This window comes from Flavobacterium flavigenum, from assembly GCF_027111255.2.
GTDB classification, from domain to species: Bacteria; Bacteroidota; Bacteroidia; order Flavobacteriales; family Flavobacteriaceae; genus Flavobacterium; species Flavobacterium flavigenum.
Genome location: NZ_CP114285.2, coordinates 315,752 through 342,740 on the forward strand (window position 1 = coordinate 315,752; position 26,989 = coordinate 342,740).

A 26,989-nucleotide genomic window follows, 5' to 3' on the forward strand; every position below is an offset into this window, starting at 1 on the left:
AAACAGACCGGCACTTTCATTCTATTATTAACTGGCATATCTGTAGCCTTTTACAGGCACATCTTTACCAGAAAATAACAATTTTCAATTTTAAATAATATGATATGAAAAACATAAAAAAACTAATACTCGGAGTATGTTTAATTCTTTCTATGACTTCCTGCTCTAGTGATGAAATGAAATATGAACCCTCAGTGGTAAGAGATTATGCGCTTCAGCTGAATGGCAATCCCTGGAATATAAATGTTGGTATTACAACAAGATCAATTTTCGTTTATAAAGATAATGGTCAATATTTTGGAAATTACAGTTCGCTTTATCGTTTTGCACTTGAGAAAGGAAGTTACAAGTTCATTGCTTCTGATATTCCTGCTGAAATGGTTCCTCTACCAGTTAACCTGAATGATTTTATTGTTCCGCAATCGATCAATGCTGATCAAAAAGTGAATCTATCAGCGGCAGTTCCTTATGCAACACCATTCGAGGAAAAACTTAATATGAACATCCTTACGAGAACAGGAACTTTACGATTGAAGTCAAAAGACATAGTAGCAGATCCAAGCTATTCTGTTATAAAAACAACTGTTTCTGTAAAACGTAACGGATACAAAGTCTCTGACGAAACCTTTGTGAAAGGAAATATGACGGTTTCCAGATCTAAGAAAACGACAACAGGAGGAATTAACTACTTAGATGATTTTATTGTATTTCAGACTGATGAAGCAGCGAATAATGTTACTGTTCATATAGAGTTTATGACTGCGGATTTAGTTGTGGTAAAAACAAAAGAATTTGAAGGCTCTTTTCCAATTTTAGGAAATGGGGTTACTAATGTCGATTTTAACCTCAATGATGCAGATACACCTATTATTAAGGATTACGTAGTAACTATTAATGGAGTTGTACAGGTTAAATAAATAAAATTGAATGATGAACAGATTTAAAAACAAATCTAAATCTAAATAAAATATAGTAGTTATGATAAAAAAACATATCATGAGCACATTAATCGTCTTGTTCCTGACGATTAGCGGTTATGCTCAGGAAATAACTGTGACGGGAGTTGTGAGAGATAAAATGGGCTCGATTCCAGGCGCAACAATTATTGTAAAAAATGAAAAAGCAAATACTACCAGTGATTTTGATGGAAAATTTTCTATTAAAGTAACCAACCCTAAAACAGCTGTTTTGGTGGTTAAGTTTATTGGTCTTGAAGACATTACCGTACCATTAAATGGTCGTACATCAGGAATTAATATCGAGATGAAAGAATCGACAAGCGAATTGAATGAAGTAGTAGTAATTGGTTACGGGACACAAAAACGTGGAAACCTGACGGGTGCGGTTTCGAGTATAAAAGGAACAGCATTAGAAAAAGTTCCAACCAGTTCTGTAGCGGAAGCTTTGGTTGGTAAATTACCTGGTGTTCAGATTACTTCGGCTGATGGTTCTCCTGGTTCTGAAATCATGATACGAATTCGTGGTGGAGGTTCTATTACCCAGGACAATTCGCCTTTAATTTTGGTTGATGGATTTGAAGTGGCTACCCTAAATGATATTCCGCCAACGGATATCGAATCTGTGGAAGTATTAAAAGATGCCGCATCTACGGCTATATATGGTGCGCGTGGTGCTAATGGAGTTATTTTAGTAACTACAAAAACACCTAAAGTAGGAAAGGTTTCTGTCAATATAAATAGTTATATGCAAATAAAAACATTGGCGAACCGTCTGGATGTAATGGACCCGTACGAATATGTTATAATGCAGTATGAGTATGAAAAAGGAAAAACCTCAAATCCAACTGCTTTTTACAACCGTTACGGACAGGCCAATGAAATGTATATTTATAAAGGCGATAAAGGAACAGACTGGCAGGACGAGATTTTTGGAAGCAATCCAATTACTAAATACCTGGACTTTAGTATGAATGGGGGTAATGAAAAAACAAAATTTAAGTTTGCAATAACGAATCAGGATCAGCCAGGAGTTTTAATAGGAACCGGTTTAAAACAAACCAACATGAATCTAACACTTAATACGAAACTGTCTGATAAGTTTACTTTTGAATTCCAGTCCCGTTTCATAAACCAAACAATTGAAGGATCAGGTACCGAAGGAGTTAGTTTGCTTAGCGCAATACGTCAGGCACCTACACTTGGTTTACAGGATTACATGACATTACCTGAAGATGATACTTATTTTGATCCGGAAGATTATGAGCCTGTTAAACGTTTCAATCCAATACAGGAAGCTGAAAGGAATTATCGTAATCGTACTAAACGTACATTTAATACAGTTGGAGCCTTAAGCTGGAATATTATGAAAGGCTTGAGTCTTCGCAGCTCATTCGGTTTTGAATACCAGTATGAAGAAGATGGCCGTTTTTGGGGTCTGGAAACTGGGACTGCAAATGCTAATGGCGGTCTCCCGGTAGTTGGCTGGCAAATGACACAAAGTCCTCGAACACAATTAAACAATGTTTTGAGTTATAATTTTAAAATTAATACGCTTCATGATTTTCAGGTTATGGTGGGTCAGGAAATGAAAGATCAGAGGAGTTTTAGTAAAACGTATACTACGCGTTATTTTCCTGAAAGTATAAGTGCAGAAAAAGCATTAGATAATCTTGCTTTGGGAACACCTTTCCAAAACAGTTCAAAAGAAGGTTCACCTAATAAAATCTCATCATTCTTCGGTCGTGTAAATTATGGTTTTGATGACAGGTATCTGGCAACATTTACGATTCGTGCAGATGGTTCCACAAAGTTTGGTCCTGATAACCGATGGGGAATATTTCCGGCTGCAGCATTTGCCTGGAGAATGTCAAATGAGAAATTCTTAAAAGAAAGTACAACCATTTCTAATTTAAAATTACGTTTAAGTTATGGAGTTTCGGGTAATGACCGAATTGATGGCGATTTGTATGCGAAATATTATGGCGTTTCACAAGACAAATCAGTAGGTTGGGGTGAAGAAAGTCATTATTACTATAATTTTTATAATCCTAATGGTAAAGTGACTTATTTAAATAATCCTAATGTAAAATGGGAAACAACTTACACTGCAAACTTTGGTGTTGATTTTGGATTTTTTAAAGAAAGAATTACAGGTAATATTGACATCTACCAAAATACGGTTAAAGATTTATTAGTGCCTTCTGATATTCCCGGATCATCAGGTTTTAGTAAAATCATGACCAACGTAGGGCAGACATCTAATAAAGGAATTGAATTTGCCATTAATGCTAATGTAGTGCAGCAAAAAGATTTTCATCTGGATGTAAATTTCAATATTGGATATAATAAGAATAAAATTGATGCGCTTTCAACAGGAGAGAATGAATGGATTCTTAGTTCAGGATGGGCAGGAACACAATTGTTAAATGATGATGATTATCGTGCCTATGTTGGAGGCACTAAAGGTTTGATTTATGGTTTTGTTAATGATGGTTTTTATACTATGGATGATTTCGATTCATTTGATCCATTAACAAAAACATGGAAACTGAAAGAAGGTGTCGCAAACTCCAAAAACCTGTCAGGTGATCCGCGCCCCGGAAATGCTAAATTTAAAAAATTAACGCCTGTTGATCCATCAGATTCCAATACGTATGTAATTGGTGCAAACGACAGGAAAGTTATTGGTGATACTAACCCAAAATATTCAGGAGGTTTTGGACTGAATGCAGTATGGAAAAATTTTGATTTGTCTACTTTTTTCAATTTTGTATATGGGTTTGATGTTTTCAACGCAAACAAAGTCATGATGACTTCCTGGTATCAGAATGTCCAGAATAATTTAGGGATGGAAGTTTCGTTGGAGAATCGTTGGAGAAATTTTGATGATATGGGGAACGATTTACGTTATTCACCAGCATTATTAGCCGACTTTAATAAAGATGCTACGATGTGGAATCCAACTTCAATTGGCCGTCCTATTGCTTCGTCTTATGCAGTTGAAAAAGGTTCTTTCCTGCGACTGAACACCCTTTCTTTAGGATATACAATTCCTTTAAATGTAACTCAGAAATTAACATTTAATAAAGTTCGTCTGTATGTAACGGGTACTAATTTATTTGTTTGGACGAATTACTCAGGCTATGATCCTGAAGTTAATCTGTCAACGGGATTAACACCTAACGTTGATTACAATGCATATCCAAGAACAAGGAACTACACCTTAGGAGCTCAGTTATCATTTTAATTAAATTAAATCTTAAAATTATGAATAAAAAGATATTATTAAGTATGCTATTTATTTTCGGACTCTGTTTTACAGGTTGCGATGATTATTTAGACGTACATCCGGCAACCGGTTTTACCGAGGCTGAAGTTTTTAGTTCTGAAAGTGAAATACAATCGGCTGTTGCAGGGATATATACACTTATGCTGACTGACGATGCGTATTCTAATCGTCTTGCTTTTGTTTTTAATCCAAATACAGATGTAGAGATGTCGGCCATTAATACGAACACAGTTAATGTTAATGGTTCTGATATTGCCTGCTTTGAACCTAAACCGTATTGGACAACTTTGAATTCTACCTGGAATGCGATGTATAAGATTATTAATTTGTCTAATGATGTTATACAGGGAATTGAAAATTCTGAGCTCTATAAAGCAGCCAGTAAGACGGAACCTTCAAAAATTACGCAGATGTATGGAGAAGCTAAAACACTTCGTGCGATGGTATATTTAGATATGATCCGCATTTGGGGAGATGTTGTCTTTCGTACTACATCATCTACCGGTGATGAGGATTTTAGGGTAGGAGTTACGGATAGAAATACAATTCTTGAATTTCTAATAGATGATTTAAAATCAGTTGAGCCGCTAATGCAATATGCAAGTGCACTGGATTACGGCCCTGAACGTGCATCAAGAAGTTTTAATCAGGGCTTAATTGGTTTACTTGCACTTACCCGCGGAGGGTGGACATTACGTCCTGATAGTGATGCTGCCAGTATTGGACACATGGTTCGTGGAGAAAATCATGAATTGTATTATGATATTGCAATTCAATATTTAGGTAAAGTAATTAATGAAGGACAGCATGACCTGAAATTGAGTTACCGTGATTTTTGGGTTAAGCAAAACAACTGGGTAACACCGGTTAATGATGACGTTATATTTTCATTACCATTGTTAAAAAATACCTCGGGTGAATATGGTTATGCTATTGGTATTCCGATAATAGAAGGAAATCATCCTTACGGAAGCGCTTCAGGAAGCCTTAATTTAGCAGGAACCTATTTGTACTCATTTGACAACAAAGATTTGAGGCGAGATGTAACCTGCGCACCTTATTCGTATGATGCAACTCTAAAACAGGTAATTCGTTTGGATCTGGCTAAGCTGGCTGTTGCAAAATGGTCAAAGCTTTATGAGACTACTCCGCTTGGAAGTACGAGTACTAAATCAACAGGTGTCAACTACTCATGGATGCGATTTGCAGATGTACTGTTGATGTATGCAGAAGCGGTAAACGAACGATTTGGTCCTCGTCAGGATGCTCAGGAAGCTTTAAAAAGAGTGCGCCGCAGAGCATTCAGTCAGGCAGACTGGGCAGCAAAAGTAGATGGTTACGTAGCTTCCAAATCAAATCCTGATTTATTTTTCCAGGCTATTATGGACGAACGTGCCTGGGAGCTTGGCGGTGAAAGCAAGCGTAAGTTTGACTTAGCACGCTGGAATAAATATAGTGAAGTAATTTATAACCAATACAACAAATTTGTGAACTGGGGCAAAGTAGCCAATGGTGCTTATGTGCCTGGTGTAGATAATGTTCCGGGAAGTGTTTACTGGAAAGAGATTCCAAATCCGGACGCTAATAACCCAAGTAAAATAATTTTAGATATCAAAGGAATTGATCCGGTTTTACAAGCTAAACCAGCAGGATATACAGAGACAGTTTTTGCAACAAAATGGTATGCCTTAAATAATGATACTCAGGCTTATGAGCCAAATAACGAAATTAAATGGAGTTTTAGAGGTTTTATAAACTTCAACAATGCTGCAAGTAAATCTCCTAATGACCCATTACGTTATTTATGTCCTTATCCTTCTAAAGTGATTTCGGATCATCGTGGAGCTATTCAGAATTATTATGGTTTTAACTATTAATTGAATTAAATATGAAAAATTCAAAAAGAGCAATTTATATTTTATCATTCTTCAGTATGATCTTGCTCGGAGGAATGTTAAACTCTTGCCAGCAAGACGAATTTGCTTATGCAAAGGTTGGAGATTTGTTTCAGCCCAAGTTTGTGCTTACCGCACCTGTGGTTAAAAGTAATTCTATTGCCGTAGTATGGTACAAGGTAAACGATGCTGTTTCCTATACGGTAGAATTACACTTAGACAATTACTATTCCAGTTTGTTCAAATCGTATACGATTACAGATACACAAATTTTGATGGACGATATTCCGTATAAAACGCAATTTTATATTAGGGTTCGTGCGAATAGCGAAAATGCTAAATTCAATTCTCAATGGGCTTACACAAATGCATTGACAGAAGATCGTCCGGCGTATGCCCAAATATTAAAACCTGTTGAGAAGGTAAATATTACTGAAACCGAAGTAACCGCAACCTGGATAATCGATGCGGCTAATCCGGTAGATAGTATTTCTGTCGCACCGGCACAGTCTAAGGAAATTCCGGCGATCGGACGCAAGCTGACAGATGCAGAAAAAGCAAGTGGACAAGCTAAAATTGAAGGCCTGGAAAAAAGTACAGCCTACAATGTAAATGTATATGACAATAATAAGCCGCGTATTTATGACAGACCATACAATCAGGTAAGTTTTCGTTCTGCAGGACCATCACCAGGGCAAATTTTGGTTATGAAAGGGGATGATTTAGATGCATTGTTAAGAAATAACAATACTGATGCTACAATTCCGGAAGGAACAGAATATTTCCTCGAAGCAGGTTCATTATTTAAGATTACACCATTTACTATTTCAAAAGGTTTTAAACTGACTGGTGGTACACAGGGGGCACAGCCTCAAATTGAAATGAACGGAAACTGGAATATTACTGAGGGATCCTTTTTGACCTCATTAGCCTTTGAAAACATTCGTTTTTATCAGACCATTGATGCAAGCTATTTCTTTAACAGCGGAACTTCATGGACAATTGGAGAAGTTACTTTCTACAATTGTGAGTTTAATAATTTTAAACGTGGTTTCTGGAGACATCAGGGAAGTGGAAAGTATAAAGAAGTAGGGAACTTTGAGATGACCTATTGTACTTTGGATGAAGTTGGTGGTCATTCGGGAACCTATGGAACCTTTGTTCTTGGTTCAGCAGGAGCAGACAATTTCAAAAGAGCAGTTTTTAATAATTGTACTTTTATGAGAGATTATTATGGGACAACCAATAATACCTACAACTTTAAAAACTTGTTTGATTATGGTACATCTACTTATCCAATTTATCTAGAATACAGTAATGTAACGATTTATGATTATGCTTATAACCGTTCCTTGATTAATATCCCGGCAGCCGTAGGGTCTACATTAGTTTTCAAGAATGTATTATTAGCTTCTGCTAGTGGTAAACTAATTCAGGCAATTGCTGCAGGCAGTACAACTTCTTTCAGTAATAACTATACCACTACAAATTATCTGCTGGGACCTGCAGCTATTCAGGGCACCGCATTAGGAATAAGTGCACAAGACTTGTTCGTAAATCCAAAAGCAGGAGATTTAACAATTAAAGATGTAAACTCTCCAATTGTTATAAATAAAGTAGGCGATCTTAGATGGCTTCCTTAATTCCTGCTGGTTAATTGTTTAGTTAAAAAAAGAAGTATCCTAACCCCGGATACTTCTTTTCCTACCATGTTTTTTCTAATGCTGATCCCTCAGATAATTTAGTCTGAACATAATCAGTGCCTCATATTTGTAAATGTTTTTTAGTAAAAACATGTTGATTAAATACTATTTAAAATGAAATTAAAACAATTAGTACTGTCCATTGGTTTGACAGTTTATGGATTAGGAGCAAATGCTCAGGGATGGAATGGTGACTTAGGAAACGGAAAGTACAAGAACCCTATTTTACATGTGGATTATTCAGATCCTGATGTATGTGCAGGGAAAGAAGGTTATTATATGACTGCTTCCAGTTTCAATAGTTCTCCGGGACTTCCTATTCTTCATTCAAATGATCTGGTAAACTGGGAGTTAATTGGATATGCATTACAAAATCAATTTCCTGTAGAACATTATCGTACTGTTCGTCACGGAGATGGTGTATGGGCGCCAGCTATTCGTTATCATAACGGTGAATATTATATTTATTGGGGTGATCCTGATTTTGGAATCTATATGGTTAAAACTAAAGACCCTGCTGGTACTTGGGAAGAGCCGGTATTGGTAAAAGAAGCAAAAGGAATCATCGATACCTGTCCGTTTTGGGATGAAGATGGAAAAGCGTATCTGTCTTATGCATTTGCAGGAAGCCGTGCTGCTGTAAAGACTGTTTTAATGTTGTCAGAACTTGCGCCAGATGGCACCAAATTAATTGGTAATCCGGCGATGGTCTTTGATGGACATAATGGTCATACAACTGTTGAAGGTTCTAAAATGTACAAGAAAGATGGCTATTACTGGATTATGGCTCCTGCCGGAGGTGTGAAACCGGGATGGCAGCTGGCTATGCGTTCTAAAAATGTCTGGGGTCCTTATGAGTCAAAAATCGTTTTGCATCAGGGTGATACAAAGATGAACGGACCACATCAGGGAGGATATGTAGAAACGCCAAACGGAGACGGATGGTTTATACACTTTCAGGATCGTTGGGCATACGGGCGAGTTGTGAATCTTCAGCCTGTTAGCTGGAAAGAAGGGTGGCCAGTTATGGGGAAAGACAGCAACAATGATGGTATTGGAGAACCGGTTATAGAATACACAAAACCAAATGTGGGCAAAAATTATTCTGCTACTCCCTTGGTTACTTCTGATGAGTTCAATGGACATCAATTTGGATTGCAATGGCAATGGCAGGCTAATCAAAACCCTGGTCAGCAATGGGGATGGTCATCTGCTAATTTAGGATTCATGCGCCTAAACTGTATTCCACGCAATGAGATTATAAAATCGATGTGGATGATGCCGAATTTATTATTACAAAAATTTCCCGGCGCCAATTTTACTGCGACAGCAAAACTTAGTTTCGAAAATAATCCCGATGCTAAAGAATCAGGCACAGGTTTAATCGTATTTGGTGAAGATTATTCCTATATCGCGATAGAACAGGATAAAGATGGAAAATTAAAACTGGTGCAGCGCCAGATGAAAAATGCCAGGACTTCTAAAGATATCGAGTCAGAAATAACGGCTATTCCTATTGATCAGAAAAATGTGTTTTTCCGTGCCAAAGTTGAAATGATACAAAACATTGAACCGTATGACGCGAAAGTCACTTTTTATTACAGTACTGACGGCAAAAAATTCAAAGAGTTTGGAAAGCCTTTCAAACCAAGCGCAGGACGCTGGGTAGGAGCAAAAATTGGATTGTTTGCAACAGGAACTAAGGCTATTAACGACAGCAGTTATGCAGATTATGACTGGTTTAGAGTAGAAGAGAATTAAAAATATGATACGTAAAATCAAATATTGTGTTCTCTTTTTGATTGTTTTTCATTTGGCTTCATTTGGACAATCTAAACCAAAGGATATTCAAATTTCACCGATTGAATGGGCTAAAAAAATGGCCGATTCTGATCAAAAACGTACTCCAAATCCTGTATTTCTTGATGGAGTGAAATTCCCAAAATGGAATTATACCAACGGATTGGTTACGCTTGCGAATCAGGAACTGTATGATTATACAAAAGAGCAAAAGTACTGGGATTACGGAATCATGTATGCGGATCAGCTGATTGATAAGGATGGAAAAATATTAGGAGGTTATGAACTGGAAAAGTACAGTCTTGATTTAATAAACTCCGGAAAGATTCTTTTTGAAATGTATAAAAAAACGGGTGAGGAGCGCTACAAAATAGCAATGGACACGCTTCACAAACAAATGGAAAGCCACCCAAGAAACTCAGACGGCGGTTATTGGCATAAAAAAAGTTATCCGTGGCAAATGTGGCTCGACGGTGTTTATATGGCAGACCCGTTTTCTGCAGAATATGGAGCCGTTTTTAATGTTCCGAAGTCAATTGATGATGCTATTTTACAGGCAGAACTGATTCAAAAACACACTTTTGATTCAAAAACCGGACTGAATTTTCATGGCTACGATGAGAAGAAGGAACAATTCTGGGCAAACAAGGAAACAGGACGTTCTTCACACATTTGGGGACGCGCTCAGGGCTGGTATTGTATGGCTTTGGTGGATATTTTAGATTATGTTCCAGAGAATCATCCAAAGAGAAAAGAGTTGATTAAAATAGTGCAAAAAGTATTCTCGGCAGTCCTTAAAGCACAGGAAAAAGATTCAGGAGTGTGGTGGCAGGTGATGGATCAGCCGGCGCGCAAAGGCAATTATCTGGAATCAACCTGTTCGACGATGTTTGTATATTCTTTTGCCAAAGCATATAGAAAAGGATATGTAGGTTCAAAGTTTCTGAAATCGGCTAGAATTGGTTTTAACGGAATTCAAAAACAGTTTATAAAAGAGAATACGGATGGCACTATTTCAATTACAAAATGCTGTGCCGTTGCCGGATTAGGAGGAAAAAATCCAAAAGATCGTGATGGTTCATTCGAATATTACATTTCAGAACCTATCAGGTACGATGATGCAAAAGCAGTCGGTCCATTTATTATGGCGGGTATAGAATTACAAAAGATCTTGGATAATAAATAATTTGTTTGTCCTCGAAAAAAGCGAAATATCTCTATTTAGCCCCGATAGAAGAGGAAATCCTTGTGAGCCGGGGTTCGGCTTACAAGATTGTAATGTATAGCGGGACTTTACCGGCTGAAAATGCCCGGTTTTTCTGCTTCAAAAAATATAGCAGGTATTAAACATAAAATTAATTATGATAAAAATTAAAGTCGTTTCCTTTATTGGATTAGTAATGTTCTCCCTTATTTCTTGTGACAACATCGTTGCTCAAAATAAAGCTAAGCAAAAAAACAAGGATTCAACACAAAGCAAACTTCCTTTTGATATGCCGGAAGTACAGCTTCCAAAATTTAAAAAAGACACTTTGAATATTGTTAATTTTGGTGCTGTTCCAAATTCAGAGCAACTGTGTACAAAAGCGATTAATGATGCTATCAGTAAATGCTCAAAATCGGGTGGAGGCGTAGTTGTTATTCCTTCAGGCATGTGGACTACCGGTCCTATAAAGATGCAAAGCAATGTAAATCTTCATACCAAAAATGGTGCTTTTATTTCGTTTACAAGCGATGTTAAACAATATAAACTAGTAGAATCCTATTTTGAAGGCAATAAGGTTATCCGTTGTGAATCTCCAATTATGGGAATTGACTTAGAAAATATTGCTATAACAGGAGAAGGAATTTTTGATGGAAACGGTTCGGCATGGCGTCCGGTGAAAATGGGTAAAATGACTGACGGGCAATGGAAAGAGCTTATCAAATCCGGAGGAGTATTATCTAAAGACCGCAAAATCTGGTATCCTTCAGAGGGAGCCTACATTGGCAACGAAGAAAAAGATAAACTACCTAAAACGGCTACTATCGAAAATATGGAGCCTTACAAAGAGGCGCTTCGCCCGGTAATGGTAAGTCTTGTGAATTGTAAAAAATTATTGTTGGATGGCGTTACATTTCAGAATTCTCCCGCATGGAATGTGAATCCGTTAATGTGTGAGCATGTTACATTGAGCAACCTAACGATTCGCAATCCGTGGTATTCACAAAATGGAGACGGTCTTGACTTAGAATCCTGCAGAATCGGTACCGTAACCAACTGTCGTTTTGATGTGGGTGATGATGCGATCTGTATCAAATCAGGTAAGGATAAAGAAGGCAGGGATCGTGGAAAACCAACAGAGTTATTTGTAATTACAGATTGTGTGGTCTATCATGGGCATGGCGGTTTTGTAATTGGAAGCGAAATGTCTGGAGGAGTTAAAAATATATTTGTCAAAAACCTAACGTTTAACGGTACCGATTGCGGTCTGCGCTTTAAATCGGTCAGAGGCCGTGGCGGTGAAGTTGAAAACATTTGGATGGAAGATATAAAAATGAACAATATACCAACAGATGCCATCAACTTTAATCTGTACTATTTTGGAAAAGCAATTGATGAAGATCCGGAAACAGGCGAAATGACCGTTGAAAAAATGGCAGTTTCAGAAGAGACTCCTTCGTTTAAAAATATGCATTTCAAAAATATTTACGTAAACGGAGCCAAACAAGCTTTGAAAATTATGGGAATCCCGGAAATGCCTGTTGAGAACCTGCAATTTAAAAACATGATTATTAGAGCTGAGGCAGGTATTCAAATCAATTATGGAAGTAAAATTAATTTTGAAAATATTGATCTAAGACTTGATAAACCGGGTATAGCAATCAGTCTTTCAAACAGCCAGAATATAAATGTCGGAAGTTTTAAATCTACAGGAGAAAACCAATTGTTTTGGGTTGGAGGAACTTCTACAAAAGAAATATCATTGAAAAAGAATGGTCAGAAAATGGCTTTTGATGAAGATGTAAAAGTGCTGGAGTCCATTAAAGACGAGGTGAAACTTGTTGAATAATTAATCCTTAGTAATTAGCTCTATAGCATAGGATTATAAAACATTAAAAAGATCAATTCGAGTGTTCTTCTGTAATCGAAATAGAAGAAAAAATGTACCGGGAAACGTTTTGATAGTTTACTGTTCTCGATACAATCCCGCTTTTGGGCGGGATTACTCGAACTGATTAAAATTAGCATCAAAAATAATTGAATATGAGAAATTAAACAGGCATGAACCTTTATCCAAAATTAAAATTGGATCAGGAAAAAATAATTTACTAACTAAAAACCAAACCACAAATGAAAAAACAATACTTTATGTTCTTGTTACTGATGCTCTTTTCAGTAATAGGATTTTCACAAACAACTGTGAAAATTGAAGCTGAAAGTTATAATTTAAATTCTGGTGCGAAATCAGAAAATAATGCTGCACTTTCCGGAGGGAAGAATGTTGGGTATATTAAAAATAATACCTGGATTAGTTTCACCGGACATGTATTTAATCAATATGACACCAGTTTCAATTTTTTAGCAGCAGGAGCAACGGGAGGAACTATTGAGGTACGATTGGATTCGGCTGCCGGAACTCTAATCGGAACGGCAACAGTAAGCGGATCCACCGGATATACCGATTACAAAAAGTTTTCGACTGCTATCACACCTACAACCGGTACGCATGATCTGTATCTGGTTTTTAAGCATCCAACCAATACTGGTTACCTGTTCAATATCGATTATTTAGAAAAAGTTACTACTATTCCGGGTGCAATTACTTATGCCTTGATAACCAATGCTAGTCCTGCATCTTCAGGTACCGTTTCATTGAACCCTGCGGGAACCAATTTTGCTGAGGGAACTGCTATTACAGTAACCGCAAATAAAAACTTTGGATATAATTTTGTTCGATGGACAGATGGTAACGGGAATCCTGTTTCAACGGCAAATCCATATACTTTTACGATTAATTCAAATACTACTCTTGTTGCAGAATATGCATTAGTTACTACCTATACCTTAAACGTAAATGTTGCAGGAGCATTTGGTTTAGGCGAATATACAGTTTCTCCGGCTGGTAAAGATGGTGCATTCTCTGTTTACGAAACAGGAACAAATGTTACGATTACAGCGGTTGAAAATGATATTATTAAATTCAATAACTGGTCAGACGGATCAACAGCGTTAAGTACTTCGGTAACAATGACTGAAAACAAAACTATCACGGGTACTTATGACAATGCAGCATTTATTGCGGGCTGGACATTTAAAAATGATCAGTATGCAAATCCAAGAATTGCCGAATTATATTCGAAAGTTGAAAACAAACCGGAGTTATCTGCTTATAATGTAACAGATAATGTGTTTGCACCTAACGTTAGACTTCAAAACAGAGGTGGAAAAAACGGTTTTTGTGTCTGGAATACAATCAGAGGCGATTTTTTCTATTTAATGACCTCTTTTTCAACTGTTGGATATAAAAATATTACTATTTCATCAGGGCTTATTGGGTATTATTATGGCTGTGACGAATGGACATTTCAATATTCGCTTGATGGTGTGAACTTTCAAAACATTTCTGCTTTAACTACTATAAATACAGGTTCGGTTACGCCAATTGGAGGAATATTACCGGTTGATGCAGAAGGAAAAGAAAAAATATATCTTAGATGGTTTCCTAATGTTAACGGACCAAAACACGGAAGTGCAGCTGATGTAACAGCAACGGTTTTATCAAATGTTATGATTAAGGCGGAAGAAGTTTTAGTTTCAGATGCAGTTGCTCCAGTACTCTTGTCTTCGCTTCCTGCAAATGCTTCGACTACTGCTGGTGCAAGCGGAAACATTATCCTTAATTATGATGAAAAAGTTAAATTAGGCACTGGATTAGCAATATTGAACGGAAAAAATTTAACGGCGGAATTTGTCAATAAAACGTTAAAATTCAGCTATTTCGGTTTAGATTATAACACACAATATACTTTCAGCCTACCAGCCGGATTAGTTACCGATCTTTCAGGCAATAATGCTCAGGCAGTGAATCTGACATTTAAAACAATAGAAAAGCCAATTCCTGCAAAACGTGTATTTAATTTAATTGTTGATGCAAACGCAACAGCAGATCAAATAGCTTCAGGAAAATATGTAAAAACCATTGCAGAGGCATTTAATGCAGCACCTTCCAATTCATCAGCCAGATTTTTGGTACTGATCACTAACGGAACTTATAATTTGGGTGGCGATGGTACAAATCCACAAGGAATTGTACTTCAGCTTCCGTCAGGAAAAAATAATGTGTCCTTAATTGCGCAATCAAAAGATAAAGTGATTTTTCAGGGAAATCCAGGATGGGGAATAAAGAATGCGGTCCTTTCAATTGAAGCCAATGATTTATACATGGAAAATATTACCATTGAACACAAAGACGGAATCACAACATCGGGTCAGAGACCTGCATTAAATCCGGCCGGTGACCGAAATGTTTATAATGGAATCAGACTCAGAAGCAGACAAGATACTCAGGTTACAGGCGGAGACAGAAGTTTTTACTACAAGTCAACAATAGAAGGCGATGTAGATTTTATTTGCGGAGGCGGAACACATTGGTTTGAAGAGTGTAAATTAGTTTCAGTTGCAAGTGGTTATTTAGTTGCTCCAAATCACACTGCTGATGTTCAGTACGGATATATTTTTAATAACAATACGATTACTGCGACAACCAGTTATTATTTAGGACGTCCCTGGCAAAATGCACCAAGAGCTGTTTATTTGAATACCATAATGGTAAATGAACCAAATACGCTAGGCTGGGCAAGTATGGGAACTTTACCGGCACTTTTTGCAGAATACAATAGCATAAATGGAAACGGGATAGCCGTTAATACATCAAATAGAACCAACACATTTACAGTTAGTGGTGTTGCTCAGACAGGAAATTATAATCCAGTTTTGACTAAAGCACAAGCAGATCAATACACTATAGAGAATGTTTTAAGCGGTACAGACAAATGGGATCCGCGTTTGGTGGTGGAACAAATTAGTGCTCCAGCTAACCTTTTGAATCTTGGAAACAACACGCTAAAATGGGACGATAATAAATACGCTATTTGTTATGTTGTAAGCAGAGATGGTAAAGTACTAGCTATTACAACAGATGCCACTTATGTTGATACTACCGCAGCAGGAGGAAATTATATATATATGGTACAGGCTGTTAGTGAATACGGTGGTTTAAGCGCTATTAGTACTTTCGGTACTTTGGGTTTAGGTACAAATAATAAACCAAAAGAAATAAGTGCATATCCAATACCTACAAATAATATTGTCAATCTAACATTGCCTGAAGGAATTGGAAGCGTCAATTACGAAGTGTATTCGATTCTGGGACAAAAGGTAAAACAAGGTGTTTTCACAGCTAACACAAGCCGATCAATAGATTTGAGCATGTTGACATCTGGTGTCTACCTTATTAATATAAAAAATACAGAAGGAACTGCTTACAAAGTGAAAGTGATTAAAAATTAGTGAATCAGACAGACTATTTAACCATATTTAACCAAAATGAAAAAACAATATTTTATTTCCGTAATACTGATTTTCTTTTCAGTAATAGGATTTTCGCAAACAGTTCAGCGAATTGAAGCTGAAACTTATGATGCTTTTAATGGAGTATCGATAGAAACAAATGCTGCTCTATCCGGTGGTAAGAATATCGGAAATTGTAAAAATGGATATTGGATTAAATTCACAGGACATGTTTTTAGTGAATATGATACCCGTTTTGACATCGCAGCAGCCAGCAGAACGCAAACAGGGTCGCCAGCAATTGGGACTTTGGCCGGTACTGTTGAAATAAGAATAGATGCAGTTGCCGGTACTTTAATTGGTACAGCCAACATCAATACTACTTCTACTGGAAACTGGACAACGTATCAAATTTTTCCTGTTGGTATAGCCCAAACTATAGGTACACATGATTTGTATTTCGTATTTAAACCTGTCACTGGAAATAACTATGTAGGCAATTTTGATTATTTTGAAAAAGTGACCAATAACACCAATGGAGCGATGTATAATTTGGCAACTAATGTGAGTCCGGCTTCATCGGGAACTATAACTGCGAGTCATCCTGGAAGCCAGTTTGTTGAAGGGACTCAAATTACCCTGACAGCAACTCCTAACTTTGGTTATAGTTTTGTACGTTGGGTGGATGGTAATGGAACACCTACTTCAACAGCTAATCCGGTTACTTTTGCTATTGCTGCAAATAGTACTTATGTAGCAGAATTTAAAGCGGTTAATACCTATACTATTTCATATGTAAACGCAATCGACGGTTCGCCATTAACAGGTTTAACTCCAACAGCATTTACCGAAGTGACATCAGTAAATTTACCTGTCCCAACTCTGCTCGGCTATGCGTTCTACGGTTGGTCCACATCACCGACAGTACCGAACACCATTAAAAAAATTGAAACAACCTCCACTGGTAATCAGGTATTTTATGCTTTTTGGGGTGTCACAGGAGGAAATGAAAAAGGCACACCTGCTTTCCCGGGAGCAGAAGGTTATGGTAAATATGTTACCGGAGGCCGTGGCGGAAAGGTTATTTATGTAACCAATTTAAATGACTCAGGAACAGGTTCCCTTCGTGCTGCAATAGCGCAGAATGGCCCTAGGATTGTTGTTTTTAAAGTATCAGGTACGATTAAACTGGAAAGTGAACTGAGTATTACTGACAATATTACAATCGCCGGACAAACAGCGCCGGGCGGAGGAATTACCCTTAGAGATTATAATGTGAAGGTAAGAGGTAATAATATCATTGTTCGCTATTTACGTTTTAGAATGGGAGATGTCAAAAATGTAGAGAATGATGCATTGGGTGGGCGTTTCCAAAAAAATATTATTGTAGATCATTGTTCGATGAGCTGGTCAACAGATGAATGTGTTTCTTTTTATCAAAATGAAAATTTTACGCTTCAATGGTGTATTATTTCCGAAAGTCTTCGAAATTCTGTTCACGATAAAGGTGCTCACGGATATGGTGGTGTATGGGGAGGAAGAAACGCTTCGTTTCACCATAACTTATTGGCTCACCATGATAGCCGTAACCCAAGACTCGGAGAATATGCAAATGATCCTTTTGCTCTGACTGATTTACTGGATATACGCAATAATGTAATTTACAACTGGGGTGGTAACAGTTGTTACGGGGGGGATGCTATGAATGTAAATTTGGTAAATAATTACTGGAAGCCAGGCCCTGGAACTTCTAATTCTACTAAAGAACGTATTTTGTCAACAGGAAGAAGTCTTGATGCAACATCGCCATTATATGGAATCTGGGGTAAATATTATGTAGATGGAAATTATGTGAACGGTTCTGCAAGAGCTACTCAGGATAACTGGACATATGGCGTATTTAATCAGTTTCACAGCAGTCAGTTACCGGTAACGGAAGCTAACAAACAGGATTTAAAAATTGAAACGCCGCATCCTTTTGCAGAGATTACCACACACAATGCCACAAAAGCTTACGAATTGGTATTAGACTTTGCCGGAGCAAATTTATTCAGGGATGCTGTCGATTTAAGAGCTGTTGGTGACACAAGATCCGGAACCGCATCTATCATGAATGGCGGTAACGGAAGTACAAATGGATATATTGACACTCAGACTGCTGCCGGTGGATGGCCGGAATTGCCTACTGCAGCTGCACCTGATGATACGGATGGAGATGGTATGCCGGATGCATGGGAAACCGAAAAAGGTTTAAATCCTGCCAATATTGCCGATGGAAATTTCAAAACACTGGACACAGAATATACCAACATTGAAGTTTACATCAACAGCATTGTAAAACAAATAACAGATACTCAAAACGGAACTCTTGGTGTACCTGAATATGTGAATAAAAGCAATTTGTTCTATGCTTATCCAACAGTTGGTAAAAATAAAATAACGCTGAAATCATTTGTTGATAATGATAGTGTGTCATTCATTAATCTTGCCGGGCTTGTTGTAAAACAAATTGATACAACGAATCTGGAAACCACTATTTCTATAAGTGATTTGTCTGATGGAATTTACATTATCAAAAGCTTAAAAACTGGATTGACGATCAGAATAATCGTTAAATAAGTTTTCAAATTCAGGGATTGTTATTGGCATTAGGATGACAATAATAGTCCCTTTTTTTAATAATGCCTTAAGTAAAAACTCAATTTATAGCTGTTTCTTTGCTTAAGAGATGAATAAAAAAGATGAGATTATTTGATAAAACTGTTTTAGGAATGTCTTTTTTTCTGTGCTTCCAGATTTGGTCTCAGGATAGTGTGCTTGTTATTCCAAAGGATACTTCCTATAATGCGGCCAATGAATTCAGGAAAAACAAAAAACGTTTTCCTGAAATAAAAATTGCCAAAGACATATTACCTGCCGGAGTTGCAGAACACAGACAGTTAGTTTATGCAACATTAAAAAAAACGCCATTTGGAGACAGGGATTTACATGCCGATGTTTTTTCTCCAAAAAAGCCAGGCAAATACCCCGCTTTGATTATGATTCATGGTGGTGGATGGAAATCGGGAGATAAAGCATTACAAATTCCGATGGCACAAAAATTAGCAGCCAAAGGCATTGTAACGATATGTGTAGAATACCAGCTTTCGATGGAAGCAAAATATCCTGCAGCAGTTTATAATATCAAATCAGCGGTAAGATGGGCTAGGGCAAATGCAGAAAAGTATGGGATTGATCCAAATAAAATTGCCATTTCTGGATGTTCAGCCGGGGGACAGCTGGCTATGCTCGTTGGACTTACAAACGGTGTAGTGTCTAAAGAAGGCGAGCATGGTAATTTAGGCTTTTCAAGTGAGATAAACGCTATCGTTGATATCGACGGAGTTGTCGATTTTATGGCACCTTCTTCTCTTAATTTAAACAGAAAACCAAATTCACCTGATGTAGAGTGGCTGGGAGGTACTTTCGTAGAAAAACCTGAAGTATGGAAAGACGCTTCCAGTATTTTTTGGGCAAATGAAAAGTCTTGTCCCATATTATTTATCAATAGCGGTTATTCCAGATTTCATGCAGGCCAGGATGAGCTAATCGGAATGATGAACGAATGGGAAATATACACCGAGGTCTATAAATTTGATGTAAAAATTCATCCTTTCTGGCTGTTTGAACCCTGGGTAGATCCTACTGTAAATCACATCTATAACTTTTTAATTAAAAATTTAAATAAATAATGAAATCAAAATTTGCAATCTCTATTTTTTGTGTTGCTGCAAGCCTTATGATTATGGCTTTCACTACAAAGAAATCCAATGTAACAACGATTTATTTAATTGGTGATTCTACTATGGCTGATTATGCCAATAATTATGAACCGGGAAAAGATTATATGAAAACGAGATATCCGGTTACGGGCTGGGGACAGGTTTTTCAACCATTTTTTGTCAAGGATAGCTTGAAAAATATAAAGAATCTGATAAAATCAGATAGCGTTTTTGTTGATGACCGTGCAAGAGGAGGAAGAAGCACAAGAACTTTTTTTCAGGAAGGGCGCTGGAGATCGGTATATGAAAATCTTAAAAAAGGAGATCTTGTTATCATGCAGTTTGGTCATAATGACGGGGCAGCAGATAAAACAGAAAGATATGTAGATGTTGAAGGCTACAAAGAATTTTTAAGACTTTTTGTATCTCAGACGCGAGAAAAAGGAGCTACTCCAATTATCCTGACACCTGTAGCCAGAAATTTTCCGTGGAAAGAAAATGTTTTAAATGATGTTCACGGAGAATACGACAAAGCGCCAAAAGATGTTGCTGCTGAAATGAAAGTGCCTTTAATAGATTTGAACAAAGCCTCAAGAGAATTTTTTACCAAAAAAGGAAAAGATTTTGTATCTGAAAATTATTTTATGAATTTACCTGCAGGAAAATACGAAGCGTATCCCGAAGGTCAAAAAGACAATACCCATTTCCAAACCAAAGGAGGAATAGAAGTAGCGAGACTTGTCTTTGAAGGGATGAAGCAATTGAATTCTAATATTAAAAAATAATGAATAAGATTACTGTTTTAAAATACATTCTGCTATGCCTGATTGTTTCTCAATCTCTTTTTGCACAAACCTCAAAACCTAAAAAAAGCAAATACAATATTGTCGTGGCACAAGATGGAAGCGGTAATTATAAAACGGTTCAGGAAGCATTTGACGCTGTTCCAAAATTAAAGTCAGAACGCACTGTAATTTTTGTAAAAAACGGAACCTATAAAGAAGTTGTAACTTTAGAAACCGATAAAAACAACATCACTTTGATTGGAGAAGATGTAGAGAAAGTGATTATCACTTACGATAATTATTCCAGCAAAATAAATCCGGTAACCAATAAAGGATATGGTACTAGCAACTCTTCGACCTGTTTTATAATCGGTACAGGATTTTATGCCAAAAACATAACTTTTGAAAATGCTTCAGGTCCGGTAGGTCAGGCATTAGCGATTAATATTCAAGGAGATAAAGCTATATTTCAGAACTGTAAATTTTTAGGTTTTCAGGATACTATGTATGGAGCAGATGGGCGCCAATATTTCAGGGATTGTTATATAGAAGGCTCGACAGATTTTATCTTTGGAAGTTCTACCACATTTTTTGATAATTGTACTTTACATACCAAAGGCGGCAGTGCAATTACGGCAGCTTCTACCAAAGAATATGTCAATTTTGGCTATGTATTCAGCAATTGTAAAATTACCGGAACCGGAAGCCACATCACTACGTTGGGAAGACCATGGAGACCTTATGCTGCTGTAGTTTTTATAAATACAGAAATGTCTGATGCCATAAAACCAGCAGGCTGGAATAACTGGGGTAAAGTAGAAAATGAAGCTACAGCCAGATATAGCGAATACAATTCTTCGGGAATTGGTGCTTATCCAAATGAAAGGGTAAGCTGGATTAAAAAATTAACAGCAAATCAGGCAAAGTTATATAAAGTAAAAAATGTTTTAAAAACAACGTATTCAAATCCTCCGTTTGTTGATAATTGGAATCCGAATAAAGTAATTGATTTATACAAATAGAATTATGAAAATATCCCAAAAAAAATAAGATCTGCCTTTGCAATTTTGCTTATTATTTTATCAGTGCCGACTTCATTTGCCCAAAAGCAAAGAATAGTGCAGGATCTATCCAATAATGACTGGAAGCTTTGGCTGGATCCAATGGCGCAATGGCAAAATGATGTATTGTTTACTCCTTCGGTTGATATTAAAAAATTACCTGTCAATCTTCCAACTGGTGGCTGGCAGGCACTTCAAAAGCTCATTTGCGACGAATGTTACTTCCAAATGAAAAAATTAAACGGTGGCTCTAGTAATTATAATAATCGTGTTTAAGTCCAGCTCTCGGAAGTGTTCTTATAAAAATGTTGTTCGAACGTCTCTGACTCGCACCTTTTTTATGGTCAAGTTTCGGGGATATAGTTTCGGGGAGTTAAAAAAATCTACAGAATCTAAATGTTGAAGGGTAGGAGGTAACTAAATATCGTTTTAATGTTTTGTAATCTTTTTTGGTTATTTTTGAAATGTATAAAACGAATAAAACATTCGTATATACACCCAATTTTGGGTAGATCGGCGCTACTTTGTAGCGTATATAAATAAGTTATGTGCCATTTTGCTTTAACCCACAACCTTTAGAATAATGAAAAAACTTTTTCTTATTACTTTACTTATTACAAATTTGGCGATTAGTCAAAATAAACAAGAAATCACTTTTGAAGAAAATTACAATAAATTAATTGAAAATCTTTCCAACGAAAATTGGGACGATGCAAATAAACTTACCTATGAGTTATTGACATCAACTGAAAAAGTTGATACCATGCGGACTGAAAAAAAGGTACTTCGATATATTTATATTTATACCACAGCTGGATTATTAAATAGTCAGAAATTAACAAAAGATCAAGCTATTGATAAAGTGAAATTCTTAAAGTCGAAAGAAATGAGAATGCCAGCGCATCCATTTAATAGCAAATGCTATGTCAACTGTACACATTTAAAAGAAGATGAAAAGGACACTTTTTTTACTGGTGTCAATAATACTGCAGGAACCCAAATATTCTCTTTTGAATATGTAAAAATTAAAGAAGGCATCAAGGAATCATCAACTGAACTCGAAGGAAAATATATTGCATTAGAGGGTGTACTAAATGAAATCTCGGTGGAAGGAAATATGCTTCCCAGATTTAAATTAAAATTTATCAATGGAAAATACAATCTGGAAAATCCATGAAAAAAAACGGCACATAACACTTGCTACAATAGATTTGGGCAATTGGCTTAATTTGAAAAATGGTCTTGTATTTGGGATGATTTGGCAAATCCGAAAATAAGGCTTAATTTAATCCCAAACCTCTTGTAGCAAGGGGACGTTGTGTGCTATTTTCGAACGATTTAAACCATAAATGAAAATGAAAAAACTATCTACTTTAACGTGTATTCTGGTTGTATTTTCAAATTGTTTAGCACAAAATGAAAGTCTTTCTTTAATTGGAAATTGGAAAGAAATTGAATATCATTGAAATAATGGTGCGAAAGATTATGTGCGAAAAATTGAAAACGGACAAATACTTACGTTTGAAGAATACAGTTTGATTAATGATGGATTAGGTAACATTGGAACGTTTAAAAAGAAAGGTGATAGTCTTCATATCATGTTAGACAATCAAAACAAATTCTATCGTATTCATTTATATAATAAAAAGTTAACATTAACTCCAGTAACATCAAAATATGAAATAATTTGTGATGAAGGTTGTACATACATATACACAAAAACAGATAATACTCAGGTTAATATTCAAGAAGAAAATATAATTTCAGGAAAAATAACTTTTAAGGAAGATGATAACGAAATGGCTGGTGTATTTATAAAAAATAAGACAAAAAATGTTTTAACGGTAACAGATTATTATGGACAATTTGTAATGAAGGCTTCTAAAAATGATGATATAATTATAAATTATCCTAATATGCAAATGGTAGAATTTAAAATAACAGACAAAAAAAACTATGATATAATTTTAGAAGAATATGTTCACCAAAAATCGCCTAAAGAAATAAGACAAGAAAAGAGAGAATTGAGAAGAAAAGGTTTTATAAAATATGAACAATAAAAATAAAAAAACAGCACACAACAGCCGTTTGGCGAGATTGGGGTTTTAGGCTGAATTTAAAGATGGTTTTGTATTTGGGAAATTTATGTTTAATCGAAAAATCTCGTATCTTTATTCGCCAACCTCGCCAAGCGACAAGACGTCAGGCTGTGAAAAAACCTCTTCAAATTTATAAAGTATTCGGGGGGCTACCAAAGAAAAAACTCAAATATGAGATTCTCAAGAGGCTGATTTTAGTTTTTTCACAGACTGACGTTAGCAAACATTTTTCTCGGTGCGCCCAACAACTAAAATCTTAAACATGAAAAACTTCTTATTCTTACTCTTTGTTGTCTTGACTTTATTTTCAAGTTGTAAAAAAGAATTACCAAAGGAAATAGAAAATCCGAAGTTTTTTAGAACTTGGTATGATACTGTTCAAGGAATGCCTTTCAGAGCGAAATTATGTATAAAACCTGATAAAACTTTTGAGTACTCAAGTCATGCTTGCCAATCTGGTTCCAAAAGTAATGGAATATGGAAAATAGTCAATGATACGATATCGTTAAAAAGTATAAAACCAAAAGGCTGTCTTTTCCAAAATCGTTTTGGCGTATATTGCATTAAGATTGGTGATAAAAGTTATTTTGAAAACAATAAAACAATAAAAGGTTGTGAACCAACTGGAAGAGAATCTGACTATGAAATTTTTGAAAACGAAAAGTTTATAATTAGAAATGACACTCTAATTCATATAAATCAACAAGAAAATGATTGTGGAGAATTAAGAGTGGCTTTTTCAACAAAAGAGAAAGTGAGAAAAATTTACAGTAAATAAAAAAACGTTTGCTAACAATTGCTACAATATATTTGGACAATCTTAAAATCACGTAAATGATCGAAAATCAAATATCTAGACAAGAAGAAATAACAACTGAATTTTTAAAAATATTAGACACTCATTTGAATGATATTGTAGAATATCGTACTGACAAAATGAAAGAAATAAATGAAATTGCAAAACTTTTAAATATTCACCCAACACATTTGAGTGATACCATCAAGAATTTTACTGGGAAGCCTGCTTGTTATTTTTATGAAAATAAAATTATAGATATAGCAAAAAAAATGTTGGAAGAAACTCCAAAAAGTATAAAGGAAATTGCGGAAAATTTAACCTATGACCCATCCAATTTTACTAAATTTTTTAAGGCATACGCTAATAAAACCCCAAAACAATACAGATTAGATTTTTTGAAAAATAATTTTGAAAATAAGATCCTGTAATATTCACCACAACTATCTTAATTGCAATTGATAATTTTGTTCTCGAAACTTAATACACAAATTAAAAAATGGAAGAACAAATTACATCACTAACTTTTTCAAGAAAAAATTCAGAAAGTCCGTTTAATGATTTTAAAGCTGGACACTATTCTATTCGAACAACAGAATACCAATCTTTAATAAATTGGTATAAAGAAAAGTTAGATTTCAGATTAATAAAGGAATGGACATCAGGAGAAATGCAACTTGCATTTATGGCATTACCAAATGACGACAGTTTTCTACTTGAAATACTTGGAGTTAAAAATATTGAACAAGAGACATACACAGAAAACAAAGCTGGATATGACCATATATGCTTTAATGTTATGGATTTAAACTTAACAATCGAAGAATTAAATAAACGTAAAATAAATATTCTTCGAAGTTTTAAAGCACCTGCCATAGGAAAGAGAGTTGCATTCATATTAGATCCATTTGGAAATAAAATAGAATTTTGTGAAGATATTAAATAAGTGATAGAAAAACATGAAAAAACGTGGACTAAATATTTTGGTTGCAATAACAGTAGTTAGTTTTATAGGTTGTGGAAACTCACAACAGAATACAAACAATAACGGTAAGATTGATACAAAAGCAAATCAATCTACAACAGACAAATCGCATATGATTAAACAAAAAATAACCCCCAACATTTGGGTTGAAACCACTGATGCAAAAGCAGTAGCGGATTATTATTTATCAATATTTAAGGACGGTAAATTAAAAGAGCATCACAAATATACAAATCCAGCAGAAGCAGGTGGCGGAAACTTTGAAACTGCCACTATTGAAGTTGCAGGTATGGAATTGAGTATTTTGGCGGCAGGACCGTTTTTCAAGTTCAATGAATCTGTTTCGTTAGTCATTAATTGTAAAGACCAGGCAGAGGTAGATTATTATTGGAATGCTTTGACTGCAAACGGTGGGCAAGAAAGTTCTTGTGGCTGGTGTAAGGACAAATACGGCTTATCATGGCAGGTAGTTCCTGTTGAATATTTTGACCTAATTAACAGCAAGGATCCTAGGGTTAGAGAAAAGGCAATGAAAAACACACTTACCCAGAAAAAAATTATTTTATCTCAACTTCAATGATAGTCATGAAAATAAACTTGAATTGATATCGTGGTCTTTATCACATGCCTTATTATACATTGAATTCAAAATTTTCGAATTAGCAGAGTCAAAGCTCAAAAAATATGAAGAAAGAGTTACAAAATATATTTATAGGTATTGTTTTATGTTTAGTGGGGTATTATTTATACTCTGTCAAATATGTTTTTTTAAATTATACAGGAATTGTATTTATTTTATATCGCGTTTTTGTTGTAATCGTTAAAACCTCAAAAATTTTGCTTTTGCTTAATGGAGAATTTAAAAATATACGAGATTTTGAAAACAAACAGAATCTTACAATTCCCGACTTTATCAGCGGAGTTCTTAAATTTAGAATTAAAAGCAATAAGGAAATAGGATTTGAAATCCCATTTTTTGGAACCTTTTATGTCATGGATTACAATAACAGAACAGAGGATAAAATTGACAACCCAAACTACATTACTAAAGAAATAGCACATACAGTAAAGCAGAGGCTATATCCCTTGTACAATTTTTCAAAAGTTATTCCATTTGCAGTCGATAATAGTTACAAAGTATTATTTTTTGAAAGTGGCAAAGATGAAATAAATATTATGAATCTGGATGATTCAGCCTTAAAGTCTTTTAAGCTTGAAAATAAATTAAATTTTTATTTAGATATTAAAAATTTAGAATTTAAAAATGATGCCTATTACTATAATGGCTTAAAAAAATAGAGTC

General features: G+C 35.6%; 20 protein-coding genes. All 20 read left to right on the top strand.

What is annotated here, in order from left to right; translation table 11 throughout:
* Nucleotides 1–104 precede the first annotated feature (104 nt).
* The 20 genes from OZP09_RS01040 to OZP09_RS01135 all read left to right on the top strand — a co-directional run bounded on the left by OZP09_RS01040 (nucleotide 105) and on the right by OZP09_RS01135 (nucleotide 26,985).
* Entirely contained in the window at nucleotides 105–917 is an 813-nt protein-coding gene (locus OZP09_RS01040) for a hypothetical protein (protein ID WP_269236076.1), read from the top strand.
* Between the two features lie 79 nt (nucleotides 918–996).
* Nucleotides 997–4,206 carry a SusC/RagA family TonB-linked outer membrane protein gene (locus tag OZP09_RS01045; RefSeq protein WP_281310126.1) on the top strand — a complete coding sequence of 1,070 codons (3,210 nt, stop codon included), beginning with the start codon at nucleotides 997–999 and terminating at the stop codon, nucleotides 4,204–4,206.
* 20 nt (nucleotides 4,207–4,226) lie between these two features.
* Nucleotides 4,227–6,125, top strand: coding sequence for a RagB/SusD family nutrient uptake outer membrane protein (locus OZP09_RS01050; protein ID WP_269236078.1), 1,899 nt, complete (start codon nucleotides 4,227–4,229; stop codon nucleotides 6,123–6,125).
* Nucleotides 6,126–6,136: 11 nt separating this feature from the next.
* Complete coding sequence (locus tag OZP09_RS01055; RefSeq protein ID WP_269236079.1) at nucleotides 6,137–7,786, top strand: DUF5123 domain-containing protein; 1,650 nt, start codon at nucleotides 6,137–6,139, stop codon at nucleotides 7,784–7,786.
* Between the two features lie 174 nt (nucleotides 7,787–7,960).
* Complete coding sequence (locus OZP09_RS01060) at nucleotides 7,961–9,607, top strand: glycoside hydrolase family 43 protein (RefSeq protein WP_281310127.1); 1,647 nt, start codon at nucleotides 7,961–7,963, stop codon at nucleotides 9,605–9,607.
* Between the two features lie 4 nt (nucleotides 9,608–9,611).
* Nucleotides 9,612–10,832, top strand: coding sequence for a glycoside hydrolase family 88/105 protein (locus OZP09_RS01065; protein WP_281310128.1), 1,221 nt, complete (start codon nucleotides 9,612–9,614; stop codon nucleotides 10,830–10,832).
* A gap of 175 nt (nucleotides 10,833–11,007) precedes the next feature.
* Nucleotides 11,008–12,699: a glycoside hydrolase family 28 protein gene (locus OZP09_RS01070; protein ID WP_269236082.1), complete on the top strand. Its 1,692-nt coding sequence runs from the start codon at nucleotides 11,008–11,010 to the stop codon at nucleotides 12,697–12,699.
* A gap of 281 nt (nucleotides 12,700–12,980) precedes the next feature.
* Complete coding sequence (locus OZP09_RS01075; RefSeq protein ID WP_269236083.1) at nucleotides 12,981–16,199, top strand: pectinesterase family protein; 3,219 nt, start codon at nucleotides 12,981–12,983, stop codon at nucleotides 16,197–16,199.
* 36 nt (nucleotides 16,200–16,235) lie between these two features.
* Nucleotides 16,236–18,818 carry a carbohydrate-binding protein gene (locus tag OZP09_RS01080; RefSeq protein ID WP_281310129.1) on the top strand — a complete coding sequence of 861 codons (2,583 nt, stop codon included), beginning with the start codon at nucleotides 16,236–16,238 and terminating at the stop codon, nucleotides 18,816–18,818.
* A gap of 122 nt (nucleotides 18,819–18,940) precedes the next feature.
* Nucleotides 18,941–19,930: an alpha/beta hydrolase gene (locus OZP09_RS01085; protein WP_281310130.1), complete on the top strand. Its 990-nt coding sequence runs from the start codon at nucleotides 18,941–18,943 to the stop codon at nucleotides 19,928–19,930.
* A complete protein-coding gene (locus OZP09_RS01090; RefSeq protein ID WP_269236088.1) occupies nucleotides 19,930–20,745 on the top strand; it encodes a rhamnogalacturonan acetylesterase in 816 nt (271 codons plus the stop codon). The genes OZP09_RS01085 and OZP09_RS01090 overlap by 1 nt, the downstream gene beginning before the upstream one ends.
* Nucleotides 20,745–21,767, top strand: a complete 1,023-nt coding sequence (locus tag OZP09_RS01095) for a pectinesterase family protein (protein ID WP_269236089.1) — start codon at nucleotides 20,745–20,747, stop codon at nucleotides 21,765–21,767. The genes OZP09_RS01090 and OZP09_RS01095 overlap by 1 nt, the downstream gene beginning before the upstream one ends.
* Before the next feature lie 96 nt (nucleotides 21,768–21,863).
* Entirely contained in the window at nucleotides 21,864–22,082 is a 219-nt protein-coding gene (locus OZP09_RS01100; RefSeq protein WP_269236090.1) for a hypothetical protein, read from the top strand.
* Nucleotides 22,083–22,389: 307 nt separating this feature from the next.
* Nucleotides 22,390–22,983 carry a hypothetical protein gene (locus OZP09_RS01105; protein WP_269236091.1) on the top strand — a complete coding sequence of 198 codons (594 nt, stop codon included), beginning with the start codon at nucleotides 22,390–22,392 and terminating at the stop codon, nucleotides 22,981–22,983.
* Nucleotides 22,984–23,293: 310 nt separating this feature from the next.
* Nucleotides 23,294–23,866, top strand: a complete 573-nt coding sequence (locus OZP09_RS01110; RefSeq protein ID WP_281310131.1) for a peptidase associated/transthyretin-like domain-containing protein — start codon at nucleotides 23,294–23,296, stop codon at nucleotides 23,864–23,866.
* Between the two features lie 301 nt (nucleotides 23,867–24,167).
* A complete protein-coding gene (locus tag OZP09_RS01115) occupies nucleotides 24,168–24,683 on the top strand; it encodes a hypothetical protein (RefSeq protein WP_269236093.1) in 516 nt (171 codons plus the stop codon).
* Nucleotides 24,684–24,739: 56 nt separating this feature from the next.
* Nucleotides 24,740–25,132 carry a helix-turn-helix domain-containing protein gene (locus tag OZP09_RS01120; protein WP_269236094.1) on the top strand — a complete coding sequence of 131 codons (393 nt, stop codon included), beginning with the start codon at nucleotides 24,740–24,742 and terminating at the stop codon, nucleotides 25,130–25,132.
* A 68-nt stretch (nucleotides 25,133–25,200) separates the two neighbouring features.
* Nucleotides 25,201–25,647 (top strand): VOC family protein, encoded by a 447-nt coding sequence (locus OZP09_RS01125; protein ID WP_269236095.1) that lies wholly within the window; start codon nucleotides 25,201–25,203, stop codon nucleotides 25,645–25,647.
* A gap of 13 nt (nucleotides 25,648–25,660) precedes the next feature.
* Nucleotides 25,661–26,266 (top strand): VOC family protein, encoded by a 606-nt coding sequence (locus OZP09_RS01130; protein ID WP_269236096.1) that lies wholly within the window; start codon nucleotides 25,661–25,663, stop codon nucleotides 26,264–26,266.
* A gap of 104 nt (nucleotides 26,267–26,370) precedes the next feature.
* Nucleotides 26,371–26,985: a hypothetical protein gene (locus OZP09_RS01135; RefSeq protein ID WP_269236097.1), complete on the top strand. Its 615-nt coding sequence runs from the start codon at nucleotides 26,371–26,373 to the stop codon at nucleotides 26,983–26,985.
* The last annotated feature ends 4 nt before the right edge of the window (nucleotides 26,986–26,989 follow it).

Excerpts from the sequence above, each read along its gene's own strand:
- OZP09_RS01040 (WP_269236076.1), top strand. The coding sequence starts at position 105 with ATGAAAAACATAAAAAAACTAATACTCGGAGTATGTTTAATTCTTTCT.
- OZP09_RS01095 (WP_269236089.1), top strand. The coding sequence starts at position 20,745 with ATGAATAAGATTACTGTTTTAAAATACATTCTGCTATGCCTGATTGTT.
- OZP09_RS01120 (WP_269236094.1), top strand. The coding sequence starts at position 24,740 with ATGATCGAAAATCAAATATCTAGACAAGAAGAAATAACAACTGAATTT.
- OZP09_RS01060 (WP_281310127.1), top strand. The coding sequence starts at position 7,961 with ATGAAATTAAAACAATTAGTACTGTCCATTGGTTTGACAGTTTATGGA.
- OZP09_RS01065 (WP_281310128.1), top strand. The coding sequence starts at position 9,612 with ATGATACGTAAAATCAAATATTGTGTTCTCTTTTTGATTGTTTTTCAT.
- OZP09_RS01090 (WP_269236088.1), top strand. The coding sequence starts at position 19,930 with ATGAAATCAAAATTTGCAATCTCTATTTTTTGTGTTGCTGCAAGCCTT.
- OZP09_RS01075 (WP_269236083.1), top strand. The coding sequence starts at position 12,981 with ATGAAAAAACAATACTTTATGTTCTTGTTACTGATGCTCTTTTCAGTA.
- OZP09_RS01045 (WP_281310126.1), top strand. The coding sequence starts at position 997 with ATGAGCACATTAATCGTCTTGTTCCTGACGATTAGCGGTTATGCTCAG.
- OZP09_RS01130 (WP_269236096.1), top strand. The coding sequence starts at position 25,661 with ATGAAAAAACGTGGACTAAATATTTTGGTTGCAATAACAGTAGTTAGT.
- OZP09_RS01080 (WP_281310129.1), top strand. The coding sequence starts at position 16,236 with ATGAAAAAACAATATTTTATTTCCGTAATACTGATTTTCTTTTCAGTA.
- OZP09_RS01070 (WP_269236082.1), top strand. The coding sequence starts at position 11,008 with ATGATAAAAATTAAAGTCGTTTCCTTTATTGGATTAGTAATGTTCTCC.
- OZP09_RS01050 (WP_269236078.1), top strand. The coding sequence starts at position 4,227 with ATGAATAAAAAGATATTATTAAGTATGCTATTTATTTTCGGACTCTGT.
- OZP09_RS01085 (WP_281310130.1), top strand. The coding sequence starts at position 18,941 with ATGAGATTATTTGATAAAACTGTTTTAGGAATGTCTTTTTTTCTGTGC.
- OZP09_RS01125 (WP_269236095.1), top strand. The coding sequence starts at position 25,201 with ATGGAAGAACAAATTACATCACTAACTTTTTCAAGAAAAAATTCAGAA.
- OZP09_RS01115 (WP_269236093.1), top strand. The coding sequence starts at position 24,168 with ATGAAAAACTTCTTATTCTTACTCTTTGTTGTCTTGACTTTATTTTCA.
- OZP09_RS01135 (WP_269236097.1), top strand. The coding sequence starts at position 26,371 with ATGAAGAAAGAGTTACAAAATATATTTATAGGTATTGTTTTATGTTTA.
- OZP09_RS01105 (WP_269236091.1), top strand. The coding sequence starts at position 22,390 with ATGAAAAAACTTTTTCTTATTACTTTACTTATTACAAATTTGGCGATT.
- OZP09_RS01055 (WP_269236079.1), top strand. The coding sequence starts at position 6,137 with ATGAAAAATTCAAAAAGAGCAATTTATATTTTATCATTCTTCAGTATG.